The sequence below is a fragment of the Ruegeria sp. HKCCD7181 genome, from assembly GCF_057221055.1.
Map to the genome: position 1 here is coordinate 40,965 of NZ_JBWVBC010000004.1, position 17,825 is coordinate 58,789.

A 17,825-nucleotide genomic window follows, 5' to 3' on the forward strand; every position below is an offset into this window, starting at 1 on the left:
AGTGACGCGCTTAGCGTCGAAAGCCGTAATCGGGTAAATTTTCTGGAGTATTTCGCATGCGTTCTGAACCTAAGTGAAGGGGCGACCTTTTAGCGATTTAGTAGGTTCCTCCACATCTACAGTGATCTGTTCGAACAAGCGCCCGCACCCCCGTAGTTTTGAGAATCCAGTCTCCGCGCATAAGATGCGCGATAGTTGATTTTAGTAATTGATAGCGAGGAAACTGGCATGGCAACAGAGCGATGGACTGTCGGGTCATATTTGGCGAAGCGTTTGCAAGAGGCTGGAATTGAGGACTACTTTGTGGTGCCAGGTGATTACAACTTGGTGCTGCTGGATGAGTTGCTGGGCAACCCGGATCTGCGAATGATCAGTTGCTGCAACGAACTCAATGCGGGCTATGCAGCGGACGGATACGCTCGTGCAACCGGAGGGCCGTCGGCAGCAGTCGTGACCTTTTCTGTAGGCGGTTTGAGCCTGCTCAACGCGGTCGCCGGCGCATATGCCGAAGACCTTCCACTGATTGCCATTTCCGGTGGCCCCAACACAAATTCTGAAGCCGAGTGGGAATACTTGCATCATACGCTGGGCGAGGTCGATTACGGCTACCAACGGGAAATGTTTGCCCGTGTCACGGCGGAAGCTGTAATGATACATCATCCGTCACTCGCGCCCGTGGCAATTGACAGGGCTATCGATACGGCAATGCTGCGCCGAAAGCCTGTGTATATCGAAATAGCTTCGAACATAGCGGGATCGCCCACCTCTGCGCCCGTCCCCCGCAGTTTCGCCAGACGAGCGAGCAGCGATCCAAACACGCTGGCAAAGGCAGTAGACCAAGCCTCTGAGTTTCTGAATGCCGCAGAGCGGCCCGTACTGGTCGCGGGAAGCAAAGTACGTGCGGGTCAGGCAGAGGCTTCCTTGCGTGCTCTTGCTGAGAGTTGCGGCTACGCTCAAGCGTCCATGCCCAACGCCAAAAGCTTTTTGTCCGAAGCACACGAGAACTTCATGGGGATTTATTGGGGCCCGGTAAGCACTCCTGGTTGCGGTGAGATTGTCGATGCGGCGGATGGGCTGCTGTTCGTCGGGCCAGTTTTTACTGATTACACTACAACTGGTCATCAGCTGGGATTTGACACCAGTAAAGCGGTAATGGTTCATCCAAACTCGGTCCAGCTGGGACAGACTCATTTCAGCAATGTGAACATGAGCGAATTCCTGGATGCGCTGAACGGCAAGCTGAAGCCCAACGATGGTGCGATTAGGGCTTTTGAACGCGTGAGGACTACCAGTAGCTTGCCTGAACCCGCTGAGGCTGAAACACCAATCACTGTTCGCCAGCTATTCGCCAGAATTCAAAGGATTCTGGACGGCGATAGTGCTCTGCTCGTTGAAACAGGGGATTCATGGTTCAATGGAATGGGTGTTGATTTGCCTGATGGCGCGCGGTTCGAAATCCAGATGCAATATGGTTCAATAGGATGGTCCGTCGGTGCAACGTTGGGTTACGCGCTTGGCAACGGTGAACGCAGGCTGGTTTCTTGCATAGGTGATGGTTCCTTTCAATTAACCGCGCAGGAAATCTCGACAATGATCCGGTACGATACGAACCCGATCATATTCCTGATTAACAACGGCGGTTACACAATCGAAGTAGAGATCCATGACGGACCGTACAACACTATCAAGAATTGGGATTACGCTGGTCTGATCGACGTATTTGGCGCCGGCGAAGGCAAGGCATCGGGCTGCAAAGCAACCACAGAAGGAGAGTTGGACGCGGCAATTGAAAAGGCACAAGGCCACGACGGCTTGTGCTTGATTGAGGTGCTAATTGATCGCGACGACTGCAACGTGAACTTGCTGAGATGGGGCAATCAGGTCGCACGAAACAATAGTCGACCAAACCGGTGTCGCTAGGTATTTCTCGGTGAAAATCGTAACGGGCGGTCAATCCGGTGTCGACTTGGCGGCGCTGAAATTCGCGCATGAGAGCGGTTTTTCCTACGGGGGATGGGTCCCGAAAGGTCGGACAAATGAGTTTGGCAAAATCCCTTCAATTTATAGAGGTTTGATCGAAACGCAGTCTCACGATGTCAGTGAAAGAACGAAGCTAAACGTTCGTGACAGCGATGCGCTGCTTGTATTTGTTGATGGTTCGTCAAGCCGAGGAACACAGCTTGCAATCGACTTTGCCAGAGAAATAGGAAAACCGTACCTGATCGTAGACGTCAGAGATGGAACAGATACCTGCGCAGGGCAAGTACGATCCTGGGTAACGTCGAAATCTATCGCGGTGCTGAACATAGCTGGTCCGAGAGAGACTGAGGCACCGCAAATCGGCGCTAAAGTGGCAAAAATACTAAATGGGTCTCTAGGTCGGAACAACGGGTGACCTAAGGGTCAAAGCACGTTTTTTCTTTCCTTAGACACGCCCTCTGAAGCCGTCTACCCTTATCTTAATCTTGGCTCCTTTCTCAGAGGAGGTTGAAATGCTCAACGGTGCGATGCTTGTCTGGTTTCTTTTGACCGGTGCCAGTGTGGGCTTTGTCATTTGGGATTCAATCAGCAATGGTGTGACAAGCTGGGTGCAGCGGGCGGCCTGGATTCTCGTTACTCTCTATACCGGCCCGATTGGTTTGTTTTTTTATCTTCTTGCATGCCGTCGCCCATTTCCGGGAGGTCATGACCGCTATACTCAACCCATTTGGAAACAAGGCATCAACAGTGAAATGCATTGCGTCGCCGGTGATGCCACCGGGATTATTTTCGCTGCAATTCTCGTCCACTTCCTAGCTCTTTCTAATGGGTGGGATATTGTGATCGAATACGCATTCGGTTTTGTGTCCGGGCTGTTCATTTTTCAGGCGCTGATGATGAAGCCAATGTTTGGAAACTATAGGCTCGCGGTCCGGAAAACGTTTTTTGCTGAAACGGTCTCGATGAATATGGTGATGACGGGGATGATCCCCTCGATGGTCCTGCTTGCGGCAGAGTGGCCGGGCTCCGAAAATCCGCTGACCCCACAGTTTTGGTTTCGCATGAGCCTTGCAACTGTCGTCGGCGCAATAGTCGCTTTTCCGATAAACCGATGGTTGGTGGCCAATCACCTGAAACATGGTTGCATGACGCTACCCGGAGCGGATGGTCCGGCCCCAGCGCTTGGACATGCCTCTTCCGAGCCTGACGCGATGGGCGCCAATGGCGAAGGTCAAATGTCAGATCACGGTATGGAAATGAAAAGCCTATCGGTTGGGAGGGTGATTGCTTGGATATTCGGCACGTATGCAATCCTGATCGCCGCGCTGTGGATAACTTCCTTTTTTACTTCAATCCGCTTTTAAGAAAGGCGCTACCAGAACGTCGATAACTGGACTAGTGGAAGGCTGAATCTTCTTTGAGGCAGATGGGTTGGGGGAGCACACAAGGCGACCATCGATGTCATGTTGTGTAATGCCCGGACTGCGCTCGCTGCAGGCGTTGCTTTAGTTCAGAATGTTGTGACAAGCTATTCTTGCGCGTCCAGTTTGAGAAATTGGATGCAGTTGTCTGATTGCAAAGCGTACACGCGTGATGAAAACCAGACTGAGCGAGCCGCTGGTTCTTCCCTGTGGCGCGAGCCTGAAAAACCGTTTTTCCAAAAGCGCCATGATCGAAGCGCTCGCAGATGCGAACGACAATCCAACAGAAGGCCATCAAAGGTTGTATCAACAATGGGCCGAGTGCGGTATGGCCGTTCAGGTAACGGGCAACGTCATGATCGATAGGAGATATCTAGTACGACAATGATATCCGGGTGCTGCGTCCCCTGCGGGTTATAGGCCGCGAGTTTCTTGCTATGGACGCATTAGGAATATCACTCGCCCGAACACCTTTTTCATCCTGGAATAGTCTCCGCCGCCGTATCGAAGTTCCTGCCACGCATGCCCTTTCCCCGCTCACCGCTGACCCGACATTCGACATTCGACATTAGCTTGGCAATCCGCCTCGCTGAGAACATCTTTTGGTCGCCCACGCGGTGCGAGGCGGAACAAAGGCCAGTCTTGATCTGATCCGGATTTTGGTACTTCGATGCGTTTCGCAACAAAGGACGGGCATTCCAAGCCGCCCGTAAATTCCCCGACAAGCAGTTCCCGATCTTTCAGGTGCGTGCCGGTAATGCCCTTCAGAATACCCTTGGGAGTGGTCTTTTCGCGAGCCAAACCCCCCCCGGGCCAAGTTCCATTCGACCGTCCACAAACCGGCCGGAGACCTGCTGTTCGTCGATGTCGCCGACGAGTTGCCTAGTGACTTCGCCTTCCGGGGCAGAGAGCATGAGCGAAAAGTAGGTATTCGATTTGCAACCCGTGAGCCAGCCAGACTGCTCTGCGTTCCAGAGCACTTGCAGCGTGGGCAGCAAAAATAGAGATCACCGCGATCAGAACGGTGGCGGGCAAAATAACAGGTTTGCGACATTCACTACCTCGCGCTGCATCAATTGTCGGCTTTGTAAGTCTGTGAGGTGAAACTCCCGCTTCCCTTGCCGTACCCTCCAGAGCAATAGGGTGTGTCATGACGTGAAGAACACTCGCTGAGCTGGGCAGGCCGGATCAGAAACCGGGGCAACCGGCTCGTCTGATTGCGTCTATGGCCCTGCTGGAGCCAGAAAGAGTAAACGCGTCCAGTCCACGATGAATGTCCCAGACTTCAACCCAATTGCCCGCACGCAACGCATTGACTACGGGTAGAAATCCAGGCTGGCCTCCGGTGCTGCAACGGTTGTCACGGCAAGACATGGAAACGTCGAAGCGCGAATGCCCATCAATAACAATAACGTAATTCGCCTGCGGATCGCTCTGAGCGACGATCGGGCGAAGATCCGGGGAGATTACAATGCCGACTTCGCCACTGTTGCCGCAATCCACGGCAAGTTCCGTTCCGCCTGGGCTTACCACCACCGCTTTTCCCGCCGGGGCGTGCGCCTCGTAGGTCCAATCCTCTGCAGCAAGTACCGCGAAAGGTGCCAACAAAAAGAGAACGAGGCTGAACATTCTGATCATGGCCGCCTCCAGAGGTAAATCTGTTCGTGCCCGATCTCTTCGGGACCGACGGTTACCGCTGGGCTCAAACTAATTGCCGTTATCGAAGTTCCGGTTCCGACCAGCAGATCAAAAATGTCGTCCCCGCGAACCGTTGCGTCAAAGGGAAGGTCCAAAATCAAACGATCTTGTGCATCTCCAAGGCCCTGGATGTAGATAGTTCGCATGTGAGAGACGCGGCTGGGAGGGGCAAAAAAGCTGCGCGCCACGACTACCAAATCGGGTTCGCCGTCGTTGGGAGAATAAATTTCTGCGCTAAGTGCGTCGTCCTCACCACAGAGCAGGACGATGTCGGCTCCGTCACCAGGTTCGACGCTGGCCTGATTGTCAAGAAGAGTGATCCGATCATTTCCGGCACCGGCAAGCAACCGTGCCTCTGATCCGACCCAGGTTTCTGGCCGATCTTCTAGAACAGCTTGAACGATACGATCATCGGTCGGACCGTATACGGCGGAGCCTTGTTCGTTGACTACCTTTCCGGGTTGCTCGACGGGCACGTCCGCCGCCGCCATCTCTGCCGGATCGCAGGAAAGTGGCGGCAACGCAAAGTCCGGCGGGTTGCCGGTCATGCTTCGAGCCTCCCACAAGCTTGTGACATCTAACGTAGCGCCCACTTCGGGCGTGCGCCTAGTCGGTGTCACAAGCCGACCTATATCCATGCTGGGAGCGAGCACTGCTATTGCAGACTGGACGCGGGCAACCCGATCAGATTGATCGCGAATATCCAAGGGGTGGTTGAGAACAATGTCGACGCCATCCAAGCGGACTGTAGTCTGGAAATTGTACCCCCCGATACTCTGAACATCTGTCCCCGGTGGCAGGATTAGGCGATCAATCTCGGGGATGAACCCGAGTATGTTGATCCGGCGAACCTGACCATCTGGCACGCCCTGGAAAACGGCATCGGCAACGACGACAGTATCCGGTGCAAGATCCGGTGATGCATGCTGATCGAGTATGATCGTGGCCTCGAGATCCTCAAGCGAGCAAAGCACAAAAAGGTCACTTCCCGCTTCACCATATATTCCGGAGGCACCACTCACATTCGCCAGAAAGACAATATCGTCACCTTGGCCAAGGGCCATCACGTGTTGTTCGCCGTCACCCTGATGAAAGAGCATGTCGTCGCCGGCACCCCAGTACGCCGAGTTCCAGGCATCAATCATCTCAACACTTGGTCCGCTCGCCCACGGACGAAGTGGCGCGACCAAGCCACCGCAACCGGGCACAGCGGTTCCCTGCGTGATCAGATCCAGGCTTCCGGGACTATCAACTCCGGGTACAATTTCCCGCCCTATAATCTCGATCGGTGTACCGTGGCCACCGTGGCCGAGATTGTCACTTCCATGTTTGCCGTCGTGGTCTTCATGGCCGCCAAGCCCAATCCTTTCGCCCGTTCCGGAGTGAACAGCGGCAAGACCTTCTGGCGGAACCAGACCCGCCATGGCCGCCTCAAAGTTGAAATCACGCGAGCTTTCCCCTTTGGGAGCTTCCGACCAGGTTATTCCCTTTGAAAGAACTTGAACATTTGCCAAATCAGCCGAGAAATTCGTGACCGTTATGTGTCCAATCTCGACACTGCTGCTGCCCATCATCGGTCGGTCGGTGATGGCGGGTTTAATGTGGCTTCGTACTGTTATCCGATCAACTTCCGGGCGAAAATCGGACAACATTAGTTGCACCCCACCGAGACGCTCAGCGTCTTCGAGTGCATCCTGATGAATAACGAGTGTGTCGGGTATACTGTCCGCTACAATACCCTGCGGAGATCCGAGAGTCAGGCTGGCGTAGTTGCTTTCGAACGAGCAGATATGCAAAATATCCGTTCCATTTCCGCCTGATACAACGGTGCGGCGCCCGCCATTGACCAGCAAGATCAGATCATCGCCGTCTCCGGCCATTCCCATTATGCCGTATTCGTCCGGCGCGATCAGAATGCGGTCGTCTTTACTTGTCCAAATCGCTTCAAGATATTTCCCTTCCTCTATAGGTGCTAACGTTTGCGGCACCTCGAGGTGGTCGGGAATGTCGACGATGGTGGATGTCGCTTCTGACGGAGCCGCGAAAGGCAAGTCTTTCGCGATGGCGGCGCAGCTCGTGTCGATTAAGCCGCTATGGGAAGAGCGGCCCAATTCAGCAGAAGGTGACGTGGTTTCGGTAGCAGCCACTGCGTCCTGCTTGGAAATATCTTCGGAATGACTCTCTGCGACAGGCGTTTTACCAAAGTCCGGAGGGGCGCCTGCCGCGATACGTGCCAGGTAAAAACGACGGTCAATCAAAGTTGCTTCAAGGCAATCTTCGGACGCAAAACACTGATCTCGCTGATCTTTGATCCAACGCCTTTGTTCCTCGCGAAGTATGTCTTTCTCGATCGGCGTCAATCTCTCAAGGGCTGACGTGTAGGTGCCGGCGACGCTGCTATCCAAATGTGCGAGAGTGTCATTCTGACAAATCGTATTCTCCGTGGGACTGGAGGCCTTTTCACAGTCAAAACTCGCTCGGCCCGTCGTGGGTGGGGGCACGGTCACTGGCTCCTCACTCAGGGTTTCGCCGTGCAGACGCCGATACGTCCCGACATGTGCAGCCCAGGCCTGCGCGACTTCGGACTGAACCTGCTGGCCAGGTTGGCCTGTGAGCCGAAGCCCATGGTCGCGCTCAAACGCCGATATTGCCCCCCGAGTCCGCTGACCCATGAGGCCATCGGCGGGGCCGGGGTCATAGCCGAGCTCTGCGAGCTGCAGCTGTAAGTCACTGATTTCAGAGCGTGACGCCGCAGGTGACTGTTGCTGAACTTGTGCTTTTGAATTCGCTTTTTGCTGCGGGGGCTGATCATTAAGGTCGATGACCTTTCGCCCGATATCCAGCAGTTCCAGCAGGTCTTGGGACGCAGCCTGCCCGGCAAAAAAACAAATCAGAATGCAAACAATCGGTCTTACACACAGCATCGCAGAAACCCCGCAGCTGGTAGTCAAATAGACTTCATAAATGTGCCAGTTTCGTGCTTGAACGTCAATTTTTCTGGAATCTTGGCCACGTAAACGCTCTGCCCCGCGGCGGTATGCCCTATGCCTCTAACTGGGACGCTATTTTTCTGAACAGTGATTTTTCAGATCGGGTCTGAGTATGCAGAGGATAAATGTCTCGCCGGATCGTGCCCTCGTCGTGGCTGCTTCCCAGGCAGATCCGAAGCAAGGGTTGCGCAGCTTTGAGCAAGACTATCGACAAGTAAGACAAGCCTTGCGGCTGAAATGAATGAGTTCTTACCCAAGTTGCGAATGAATTGGATTTGCCGCCAACTTTGTGGACTTTTGAATCGCACAGAGCCTGGGCGCCAATTGACCCAAACGAAAAGGTGCACCCGGTTTTTTTGAGACGGTGGTTCTGTTCAACCATGCCCCCTTGAGGTGATCGGTAGCTTCTGTAACGATTACGGCAATTCGTACAACACTAGAATTCCTCGCAATACAGTCTGTGACTGATCTGGGTTTAGGTTGCCTGACATCCTGAAGAGACAATTGTCACTTCTCCGGAAACGTCCTCAGAGAGACTCCGCCAACTTTCAGACAACAGCCATCATCGGCCAAAGGAGATTGAAAGCCGGATTAATATAGCGTCGCTTAATGTATTTTCAGAATGCGATGCAGGCTTAACATCAGACGAACCCTATCTTTTGTTCAGAGCCATGCCAGCTTGTTCCAAATCGCCTGCGGCCGGACATTGCACGACCTGAAGCACAAAGCTGCTTCGTTGGTAAGCTGCCATCAGGCTGAGGCAACACAATCGTTGGACACAAATATGAATTTATGACCTGACCCTTGAAAGGAGAGATGAATTGTTTAGCACGATTGCAACATGGTACTTGAAACCAGAGTGCCAATCTGAAGGCGTTGCTGCGCTCCGTCGGCTCGCCAAGGATGTCGAAGAGAACGAACCGGACACATGGGGTTATCTCGTGCATTCCGGCGGCGGGGATTCTTCACCGCCAAACAGCGACGGCACCATTGTTTTTGTGGAAATCTACAAGAACAAAGAAGCCTTCCTTCACCACGTGAAAGGCCCGGTCTTTTCGAAGTTTATGACAGATCATGGCAATCTTTTCCAAGTCGGGCCGGGCGGCGATAGCCCCTTCGTCCAGGTTCAGAATGTTGACCGCATTCAAGGCTTCCTGCGACCCCAAGCCGGTTCTGAGAAAGGCTGATCGCACACAACCCCAAGCCGCTGGTGAAATTGTGGTTAGGCCGACGGACATCCCAAGCGCGACTGGCGCTGCTTCTTGAGTTCTCGCTCAAATACGATATCCAACACAGCATTTGGGGCGTAGCGTCAATTGTTCGTAGATCTGACATTTATCTCCGTGTTTCTGGTCGTCCTTCGGTCGATCCAGAGTTGCCGTTCGGGAAGGCGTTGGTTGGGTTTCGGACTGCACCTGGGCGGTTCATTCTACCTTCTCCCGGAACCAGCGTGATCGCGCAGGCGGCAACAACCATTTGTGTGGCCCGTTCGCTAGTCTCATCGCACGGTGAATGGAGGAAGGGATAATCGGCGGTACTTCGAAACTATGATCCGCCCAATGCCCAGACAAGGGGCATACCGATAGTCAGCCTGTATCGGTCATAAAAGACTGTTCGACACAACCAACTGGAATTGATGGGCGACGTATTGTCCATAGTATGCTACCAAAGGTTTCATATTCATATTGTTGTTTCAAGATAAGACGTGTTTTGTCTAAAAAGATAGAGGCGGCCAGATTGGTAAGTCCTGAGGTCAATTGCCCAGAATGTGGTTCGGCCAATCCTGCCGGATCAAAATTTTGCAACAGTTGTGGACGCGCCCAGACCTTGACGTGTGGGGCGTGCGGAGAACTGACCGTGCCAGGCGCAAAGTTCTGTACGGCCTGCGGGTCGTCTTTGTCTGGGTCAAAAGTGGGATCAGCGGGCAACGACCAACTGGAAGTGAGCAAAGCCGCGCCGCCGACGCAAGCCTCAGACAGTGTTGCTGAACGGCGCCAGTTGACCGTTTTGTTCTGCGATCTGGTTGGCTCAACCGCCTTGTCCGAAAAATTCGACCCCGAAGATTACCGGGATCTCATTACCCGGTATCGTGATCTGGTCGGAAGCACGGTCGCCAAATTTGGCGGCGAGATAGCGAACTATGCAGGTGATGGTGTAATCGCTGTCTTTGGCTACCCGATTGCACAAGAGGGCAGTCATTACAACGCAGCGCTGTGCGCGCTTGATATCGCCTGCACGGCACGAGACATCGACGCGGGATTCTCAAGCCAGTCTGTTTCAACAAATGTGCGCATCGGGATCCACACCGGACCCGTTGTAGTCGGCACTGCCAATAGCTCTTCGCTAGATGAAAAGATGTGGTTGTTTGGTGATACGCCGAACGTGGCTGCGCGAATTCAGTCCGTTGCCGATGTAGGGCAGGTGGTGGTGTCTGAGGTAACACGCCGGTTGATCGGCGAGCGTCTCGATTTCATCCCGCTTGGCAGCCCGCCACTGGCGGGTGTCAGCACACCGCTGGAGCTGTTTCAGGTCCGACGGAAGGTTGCGGGGTTTGAATCTGCCCGCAAGGACTTTTCGCATGATACGACGCCGACCATCGGACGAGCCGCAGAAATCGCGCTGGTTCGGTCAAGATGGGAGGGCGCGTTGGAAGGTGAAGGGCAGGTGTTGCTGCTGACCGGTGACGCCGGTGTCGGCAAATCCAAAATTGCCTTTGGCCTCAGGGATGATTTGACTGACGAAAACTCATCTCAGTTCGTTTTGTTCGGGTCCCCGCTTCATCAAAGCAGCGCCTTTTATCCAGTAAAAAATGCATTGACGGCGCTAACCGGCATGTCCCCAAACGAGACGCCTGAGAGCAGCAAAGCAAAAGTTATCGATTTTCTTGCGAACCTGGGTTTGGACGACGAAGTCTGCACTGTGCCAATCCTGCGTTTGATGGACTTGAAAGGCAACTCGGCACCGGTCGAACCGATGGCTCCGGAGCGGGAAAAAGGTGCACTGATCGAGGCCTTGCTGCGCCTGTGTGCCGGCCTGGAACAGAATTGGCCGTTGCTGCTGCTGTTAGACGATGTGCATTGGTTCGATGCCTCGACGTTGGAATTTGTCAACGGCTGGGTCGAGCAATTGTCAAGCCGGCGCTGCCTGATCCTGATGACTGCCCGCAGCGAGTTTCAATCACCTTGGCGGAACCAGTCTCACGTCACAACTCTTGAGCTGAACCGCCTGGTGCGCCGCGACATCTTCAAGCTGGTTGAGAGTATTTCGGGTGTCCGTCCCTCGGAGGAGATCCTGAGTCAACTGGCGGACCGAACAGACGGCGTACCACTTTTTGTCGAAGAGCTGACAAAAATGGCCATGGAAGCCGGGTTGCTGGCCAGCCGGGATCAAAGTCAAGCCGAGCTGTCCCTGGCAATCCCAGAATCCCTGCAAGATTCATTGATGGCCCGACTGGATCGGTTGTCTGCCAGCCGCGAAATCGTGCAAGTCGCCGCGGCAATCGGACGTAATTTTGAAAGAAATCTGCTGAGCCATGTCCTTAAATGGAATGAGGAGGACATTGCCAGTGCGTTGGAGCAGCTGCTGGAAACCGAGTTGATCGTGCCGGCGGGGCTGCGAGGTGATGAAGACACTTATCGGTTCCGTCATGCGCTGGTACAGGATGCGGCCTATCAATCCATGCTGCGTTCAACAGCTTCCAGATGGCACGGGCAGATCGCTCGAATCCTCGAAGAAAAATACAAGGAAACGGTCAAGCGCGAGCCGGAAATCCTGGGTCATCACTATCGGCGTGCAGGCGATTATGTTGCGGCCGAACGCTGCCTGATGACCGCCGCCCGCCAGGCTCTGGATCATTCGGCTAATGTCGAAGCGATAACGCATTTGCAACACGCGCTGGAATGCTTGCAGGAATTACCGCCCTCTCAGGAACGGGATCGGCGCGAGATCGACCTACAAATCACGATCGCTGTGCCTTTGGCTTTTGTGCAGGGCTATGCGCACGCTTCTGTTCTGTCCGCCTATGCCCGGGCGCAGACGCTGTGTCGCGAATACGGTGAATCGGAACGTCTGTTCAAGGTCGTCTACGGGCAGTTCCGGTCAACAATGCTGGGCGGGGAATACGCCATTTCCAAACAGAATGCGGATCGCCTGGTATCGCTGTGCCAGGATCTGAAAAGCCCGCTTGCTTTGGTTTCCGCTGAAAGGTCGCACGGGGCGCTGCAAACCTATTTGGGCCACCCGCTGGATGCCTTGAAACATCTCGAAGCCGGGATCGAGGTCAACTTATCGCTTGAGCATCGGTTCGTGGGCCTGGATTACGACGTTGTTGACCTGTCAGTCGCGCTACAGGGGTACCGGGCATTGTCCAGCTGGTTGTCGGGCGACACGGCAAGCGCGCTGGATGCGATTAGGGCTGCCCTGATCCACGCGGAAGAAACCGCGCATCCCTTTAGCCAATCCTTTGCCAACGCTTTCCTGGGCTGGATTTCCCAATTCCGCGGCGATGAAGCGACGGTGCAGGAAAGCTCTGCAACCTTGATTGCTTTGTCCGAGGAGTATTCGTTTCAGTTTTGGCGTGGATGGGCGCGGATCATGAATGGGTGGGCCCGCCGGAACGAATTGGGTGAGAAGTCGCTGGATGAAATCGAACTGGGTCTGCGCGAATGGCGGGATACCGGGTGCCGGCTGGGTCTGAGTTTCTTTCTATGCCTCTACGCGGATGCCGCCATTTTGCATGGACAGCTCGAGTTGGCGGAAGAGGTGCTGAGTGAAGCAGAACAGTTCGCACAGGGCAGTGGGGAACAGTTCTGGATCGTCGGACTGACGCGTCTAAGGGGTAAGCTGGCACTTGCCCATGGCAAAGAAGAAGACGGAATTCGCCATATTAAAAACGCAGCATCTCTGGCGCTGGATCTTGGGCATTTTGGCCCGTTGCTGAGCACGATCAAGGAACTGGCCGAACTCAGTTCGACGCCCGAATGCCTGAGAATGGTTGCAGAGGCCGTAAAGGGTGTCGTCGACAATGCAGGGACCGACATTCCAGATCTGCTCGAGGCAGACGCCATTTTAAAAAAACTGACGCCAGAAGTGACGGAGAGTTCATCGGAAGAAAATTGAATTAATCAACATATTCAACGCGTGTGGGGAGGCCACAACCATTATGACAAAGAAAAAATCAAAAGGTGACCGTTGCCATCAGACTGATGTCACCGGTGTGATGCCAAAACTGCCTAAGCAGTTCGATACATTCCCTTTCTATTACGCCTCACTGCAATGCCAATGGATGTACTGGTACACATCCGTCGAAGCGGCCAAACCCTTCGTTAAGGGTACAGGTCTGTGTGTTGCCGAATTTCCCGATGAAAACGGCGAGAACAAGGCCGTAATACTGTTGAATTTTCAACGCTACACCGCGCATTACGACAATTCGCTGGGCACTGTGAACGAGGTAGAATTCAATCTGCTGGCCTACCCCTCGAACCGAGTGCCCGGTGTGCCCAAAATGACCCTGACCGAGTACCTGCACGGTCGGGATCAGACCAAAACGATAGGTCATTTGCGGGTTCACGTCGCCGCAGACAATGCCATGGCAGTTAAGGCTGGTCGCGAGGCTTTTGGCGAACCCAAATTTCTGGGGCAGTTCAATTACAAAGTTCCCTCGCTGAATGCCCAAATGAAAGGCAATCCGCCAATTTCCCCGAAAAAATGGTGGATACAGTTGGTGAACCCCGATGATCCCCAGACAATGGTCTACGACCTGAAAGCCGATTTAGGCAAATTGATGGGCCATCAGTGGACGACGACAAACTGCACCCCAATACCGGAATTTGCTACAGGCCTTGGCCGGACCGTCTGGACCAGATGGACAATCTCGGGCCTGTTCGAAACCGCGATGCTGACCAACAAGGACGGCAAACGCGTTGCCAAGACCTTTGAACTGAGGATTGGTGACAACGATTTTCCGATGACGCGTGACATGCGCAGGTTGTTTACCGACATGACACCCGTCGCGGTGCAGGTCTTCGAAAGCCCGCCAGCCTGTTTCGAGCCGCGCGGGTTCTACGTGGACGCCATCGATGGAGATCGCCATGACCACGCATGATCAATCGCCCGATTATCAGGCCTTTTTGACCATCAGCGCTGTGTTGACAGGATATGACAGCGCCGAGTTGCAGGGCACAGGCTGCGCAGGGGAATACTGGCATCAGTTCCGACAGGTGCTGCCCGCAGAAATACTGAACCAGTTTCTGTCCCATGCTCAGGCGCTTGGTCAGAATGATGATGATGGGGTTATCCGCAAGATATACCTATCCGACAGATGTCTTGGCCCGGTTGCCCGCTCGCTTATTCAGCTTTGGTATATTGGGCAGTGGGTTCCGCTTTCGCAGGAATGGCGCGAGAGTTACGGGGCCTCGCGGTTTGACGTGGTCAAGATCATCTCGACGCGCGCATACAAGGAAGGGTTGGTCTGGGACGCCATCGGTGCCCACCCAATGGGTGCAAAACAACAGGGTTTTGGGGCGTGGAGTCTTGAACCTCCGGCGAAACGGGGGGTGGATCAATGAATGCGATATCAGACGACGACGTCACCTATGATGTCGTGATCGTCGGCGCAGGATTTGCCGGCGGAATTTTGGCGAAAGAGCTTGTTTCAGCAGGTCATTCCGTTCTGATCCTTGAGGCAGGTGCAGATCACGGCAAATCTTGGGAAACCTACCGATCTTATCTGGATCAGTATTACCTGTCCTTGGTGAAGACGCCGAATTCACCCTATCCGGACTTGCCCACTTTGCCATCGCCGTCTGTTCTGGACATCACGGCGGTCCGGGGCACCGAACCCGACACTAACGGGTATTTTGTCCAACGAGGTCCCCTGCCGTTTGGCAGCAATTATCTGCGTGCTTATGGCGGTACGTCGTTGCATTGGCTGGGTACAAGTCTGCGAATGATGCCGGCGGATTTCGAAATGCAGAGCCGTTTTGGCAAAGGGGTCGATTGGCCGTTTGGATATCAGGAAATTCGATCCGATTATGAAAAAGCCGAATGGGAGATCGGGGTTTCCGCCGACGCTGAAGAACAGACGCCTAAAGCGCTGGGAATTCGAACCTCTGGCCCACATGACGAAAAAGGATACTTCGCCAAGGGCTATGATTTTCCAATGCACTCGGTCCCTTCATCTTATGTGGACAACTTTTTTGCCCGCGCGGATGGAATGCCGATCGAGATTGGCGAGGATGCAAGGAATACCGTCAAGCTAAAGGTTTCACGCACGCCACAGGGCCGGAATTCGACCCCGCGCAAGCCTAAAATTGCCAAAGGGATCCCAGTCGGAGGGGAGACGAGGCGTCAGTTCCGCCCGCGTGGCGCAACGGGGCCATTTGCGTATATGGGCCAGCGATGCGAGGGCAATTCAAGCTGTATTCCGATCTGCCCGATTCAGGCAAAATACAATGCGATGAAGACGCTGGAGGACGCCAAACATACCGGCAAGCATCTTATGACGACGATCACGCAGGCCGTAGCGTCGAAGGTCGAACTGGGTGAAAACGGACGCGTATCGGGCATTGTCTACAAGAAATACCCGTTTCCAGGTGTCGCACAGTACGATTTGCGCAGGGCCAAGGGCAAACAATATGTTCTTGCAGGTGGCGCAGTCGAGAATGTGACGCTGGCGCTGGCGTCCGAGATTTGCCGAACCAGTGGCGAATTGGGACGCAACCTGATGGATCACCCTTATATGATGACGTGGGGCGCGGCACCCGAACCCGTCGGCCCGTTTCGCGGGCCGGGCTCGACATCCAGCTACGCAAATTTCCGGGATGGGGTTTTCCGCGACCGGACGGCCGCATTCAGGCTGGAGATTGGCAACTGGGGCTGGAATTTTGCCACGGGGGCGCCGAACTCGGATGTGGCGCGTCTGGTGGAACAAGAGAATCTTTATGGCAAAGCTCTGCGAGACAAACTGTATCACGACGTTCAGCGGCAAGTACGTATCGGGACCCTGGTCGAACAACTGCCACGTGCGACAAACCGCGTGACGATTGATCCGGCCTATCGTACGCCGATGGGCGAATATCGCCCGGTGATCAGTTATGACATAGACGATTACTCGCGTGCCGGATTAGCGGCGGCATACGACACATGCGGGCAGATTTTTCAACGGTTGGGTATCCGCAATAATTCGGCTTACGAGCCGTCTGATGCCGGGTATTTCACCTATGACGGTCGTGGATACACGGTATTCGGTGCGGGCCATCTGGTTGGCACCCACCGGATTGGCACGGACAGGCACAATTCGGTGACCAACGATGTGATGCAAACCTGGGACCATGACAACCTTTGGCTGGTCGGAGCTGGGTCCATGCCAACGATTGCGACGTCGAACCCGACTCTAACATTGTCAGCATTGGCATATAGGGCCGCCAGGGCCATCAAGGCTGCCGTTCGGAAGAGGAGCGCGACATGACTTCGAATGAAAAACTGTCCGCGGTGCGGAAACGGTTGTGTGGTTTGCTTCAGGATGCATTGATGTTGGAACTCTCCACAATCCCGCCTTATGCCACAGCGTGTTATTCCATACTGGAGCAAGGTCAATACGACCGATCCGAGCCTACCATTGTGAATGCCGAGCCCATCGAAGTGATCCGTCAAGTCATGGTCGAGGAAATGTTGCACATGGTGCTGGTGGCAAATGTCTTGAACGCCATCGGAGGCAAACCGGAACTGAACAACCCCAAGCTATTGCCACGTTACCCCGCGGCGCTGCTGGGCGGGCGTGGTCCGACTGTACATCTACGAAGGTTCACCCCGGAGCAGGTAAAAAGCTTTCGACGGATCGAAACCGCACCGAAAGACACCAGCCCTGCCAAACGGGGGGACTATCACACGATCGGAGGGTTCTACATATACATCCGGGAACAGTTGCAAAAGGCGTGTGATACCTTTGGCGACGGCGCGATTTTTGTCGGTGATGACCAGCGGCAAATCACAAATGCCGACTATTTTGGCGCCGGAGGCGAGGTGATCGAGGTGAGCGGTACACCGGCGAAGCGCCGCAAAGCCGCGTTGAAAGCGATCAAGGAAATCATGGAGGAAGGGGAGGGTGCTGATCTGGGACACAGGGCCGGAGACGGAGACATCATTCCCGGACCTGAAGGTCACGAAGATATTGCGCACTATTTCAAATTCAACGAAATCCTGCACAGCCGGTACTATCACCCTGACGATAGCGTCGACGGCCCGCCGACCGGTGGTGATCTGATCGTCGACTGGAGCGCCGTTTCTCCAATGCGTGACGATCCGACCGAGAGGGATTTCAAGAATGCGCCCGAAATCGCCGCGATATCTGCGGACTTCAATGATGCTTGGTCCGGTCTGCTGGATGGCCTGCAAATTGCGTTCAACAAAGACAAGGCCGCATTGCGTGCTTTGGTTCCGGCTATGTACGACATCAAGTCTCTGGCGCAAAAGTTGATGCGGATACCCTTGCCGGACGGGTCTGGCGAAACCGCCGGACCGACCTGGACCTATCGGGGAAATGGAAAGGGCTGAAACGAAGTTGCAAGTGCTTTTGAAATTGATGGTCTGACCCGAAATCATCTTCGATCAGGGCGGGGCGAATACAGCCTGCATCACGGTAATCAGTACGATGATGCGGGCTTTGTTTGCCCGATCCCTAATGAGATAGTCCGGCAGAAGTGCCTGATTGACGCCGCAAAACAGAATGCTGGGTTCA

13 protein-coding genes are annotated in these 17,825 nt (G+C 54.4%); 10 read left to right on the forward strand and 3 right to left on the reverse strand.

What is annotated here, in order from left to right:
- Positions 1–228: 228 nt before the first annotated feature.
- From AC2TCY_RS09425 to AC2TCY_RS09440, 4 genes are all read left to right on the forward strand, one after another.
- Entirely contained in the window at positions 229–1,920 is a 1,692-nt protein-coding gene (locus tag AC2TCY_RS09425) for a thiamine pyrophosphate-binding protein (protein ID WP_480847032.1), read from the forward strand.
- Positions 1,921–1,930: 10 nt separating this feature from the next.
- Complete coding sequence (locus tag AC2TCY_RS09430) at positions 1,931–2,395, forward strand: putative molybdenum carrier protein (protein ID WP_480847033.1); 465 nt, start codon at positions 1,931–1,933, stop codon at positions 2,393–2,395.
- Between the two features lie 97 nt (positions 2,396–2,492).
- Positions 2,493–3,344 (forward strand): DUF4396 domain-containing protein, encoded by an 852-nt coding sequence (locus AC2TCY_RS09435; RefSeq protein ID WP_480847035.1) that lies wholly within the window; start codon positions 2,493–2,495, stop codon positions 3,342–3,344.
- Between the two features lie 229 nt (positions 3,345–3,573).
- Positions 3,574–3,789 (forward strand): hypothetical protein, encoded by a 216-nt coding sequence (locus AC2TCY_RS09440; protein ID WP_480847037.1) that lies wholly within the window; start codon positions 3,574–3,576, stop codon positions 3,787–3,789.
- Between the two features lie 149 nt (positions 3,790–3,938).
- On the opposite strand, the gene AC2TCY_RS09445 is transcribed toward AC2TCY_RS09440, so the two are convergent.
- The 3 genes from AC2TCY_RS09445 to AC2TCY_RS09455 form a co-directional block, all read right to left on the reverse strand.
- Positions 3,939–4,202 (reverse strand): hypothetical protein, encoded by a 264-nt coding sequence (locus AC2TCY_RS09445; protein WP_480847039.1) that lies wholly within the window; start codon positions 4,200–4,202, stop codon positions 3,939–3,941.
- A 387-nt stretch (positions 4,203–4,589) separates the two neighbouring features.
- The gene (locus AC2TCY_RS09450; RefSeq protein WP_480847040.1) at positions 4,590–5,039 is read right to left on the reverse strand and encodes a hypothetical protein; all 450 of its coding nucleotides are present in this window, start codon (positions 5,037–5,039) and stop codon (positions 4,590–4,592) included.
- The gene (locus AC2TCY_RS09455; protein ID WP_480847041.1) at positions 5,036–8,023 is read right to left on the reverse strand and encodes a peptidoglycan-binding protein; all 2,988 of its coding nucleotides are present in this window, start codon (positions 8,021–8,023) and stop codon (positions 5,036–5,038) included. Before AC2TCY_RS09455 ends, AC2TCY_RS09450 begins: the two co-directional genes overlap by 4 nt.
- Positions 8,024–8,910: 887 nt before the next feature.
- Between AC2TCY_RS09455 and AC2TCY_RS09460 the strand changes: the two genes are divergently transcribed.
- The 6 genes from AC2TCY_RS09460 (at position 8,911) to AC2TCY_RS09485 (ending at position 17,641) form a co-directional block, all read left to right on the forward strand.
- Positions 8,911–9,276: a putative quinol monooxygenase gene (locus tag AC2TCY_RS09460; RefSeq protein ID WP_480847042.1), complete on the forward strand. Its 366-nt coding sequence runs from the start codon at positions 8,911–8,913 to the stop codon at positions 9,274–9,276.
- A gap of 472 nt (positions 9,277–9,748) precedes the next feature.
- A complete protein-coding gene (locus AC2TCY_RS09465; protein ID WP_480847043.1) occupies positions 9,749–13,207 on the forward strand; it encodes an adenylate/guanylate cyclase domain-containing protein in 3,459 nt (1,152 codons plus the stop codon).
- A gap of 43 nt (positions 13,208–13,250) precedes the next feature.
- On the forward strand, positions 13,251–14,192 hold the full coding sequence (locus tag AC2TCY_RS09470; RefSeq protein ID WP_480847045.1) for a hypothetical protein: 942 nt from the start codon (positions 13,251–13,253) through the stop codon (positions 14,190–14,192).
- Entirely contained in the window at positions 14,179–14,655 is a 477-nt protein-coding gene (locus tag AC2TCY_RS09475; protein WP_480847046.1) for a hypothetical protein, read from the forward strand. The genes AC2TCY_RS09470 and AC2TCY_RS09475 overlap by 14 nt, the downstream gene beginning before the upstream one ends.
- Positions 14,652–16,556: a GMC family oxidoreductase gene (locus tag AC2TCY_RS09480; RefSeq protein ID WP_480847048.1), complete on the forward strand. Its 1,905-nt coding sequence runs from the start codon at positions 14,652–14,654 to the stop codon at positions 16,554–16,556. Before AC2TCY_RS09475 ends, AC2TCY_RS09480 begins: the two co-directional genes overlap by 4 nt.
- A complete protein-coding gene (locus AC2TCY_RS09485; RefSeq protein ID WP_480847050.1) occupies positions 16,553–17,641 on the forward strand; it encodes a ferritin-like domain-containing protein in 1,089 nt (362 codons plus the stop codon). The genes AC2TCY_RS09480 and AC2TCY_RS09485 overlap by 4 nt, the downstream gene beginning before the upstream one ends.
- Positions 17,642–17,825: the final 184 nt, after the last annotated feature.

What these genes read in the sequence shown, in the direction of transcription:
- AC2TCY_RS09485 (WP_480847050.1), top strand. Translation starts at nt 16,553, where the DNA reads ATGACTTCGAATGAAAAACTGTCCGCGGTGCGGAAACGGTTGTGTGGT.
- AC2TCY_RS09425 (WP_480847032.1), top strand. Translation starts at nt 229, where the DNA reads ATGGCAACAGAGCGATGGACTGTCGGGTCATATTTGGCGAAGCGTTTG.
- AC2TCY_RS09450 (WP_480847040.1), bottom strand. Translation starts at nt 5,039, where the DNA reads ATGATCAGAATGTTCAGCCTCGTTCTCTTTTTGTTGGCACCTTTCGCG.
- AC2TCY_RS09465 (WP_480847043.1), top strand. Translation starts at nt 9,749, where the DNA reads ATGCTACCAAAGGTTTCATATTCATATTGTTGTTTCAAGATAAGACGT.
- AC2TCY_RS09435 (WP_480847035.1), top strand. Translation starts at nt 2,493, where the DNA reads ATGCTCAACGGTGCGATGCTTGTCTGGTTTCTTTTGACCGGTGCCAGT.
- AC2TCY_RS09480 (WP_480847048.1), top strand. Translation starts at nt 14,652, where the DNA reads ATGAATGCGATATCAGACGACGACGTCACCTATGATGTCGTGATCGTC.
- AC2TCY_RS09455 (WP_480847041.1), bottom strand. Translation starts at nt 8,023, where the DNA reads ATGCTGTGTGTAAGACCGATTGTTTGCATTCTGATTTGTTTTTTTGCC.
- AC2TCY_RS09470 (WP_480847045.1), top strand. Translation starts at nt 13,251, where the DNA reads ATGACAAAGAAAAAATCAAAAGGTGACCGTTGCCATCAGACTGATGTC.
- AC2TCY_RS09440 (WP_480847037.1), top strand. Translation starts at nt 3,574, where the DNA reads ATGAAAACCAGACTGAGCGAGCCGCTGGTTCTTCCCTGTGGCGCGAGC.
- AC2TCY_RS09475 (WP_480847046.1), top strand. Translation starts at nt 14,179, where the DNA reads ATGACCACGCATGATCAATCGCCCGATTATCAGGCCTTTTTGACCATC.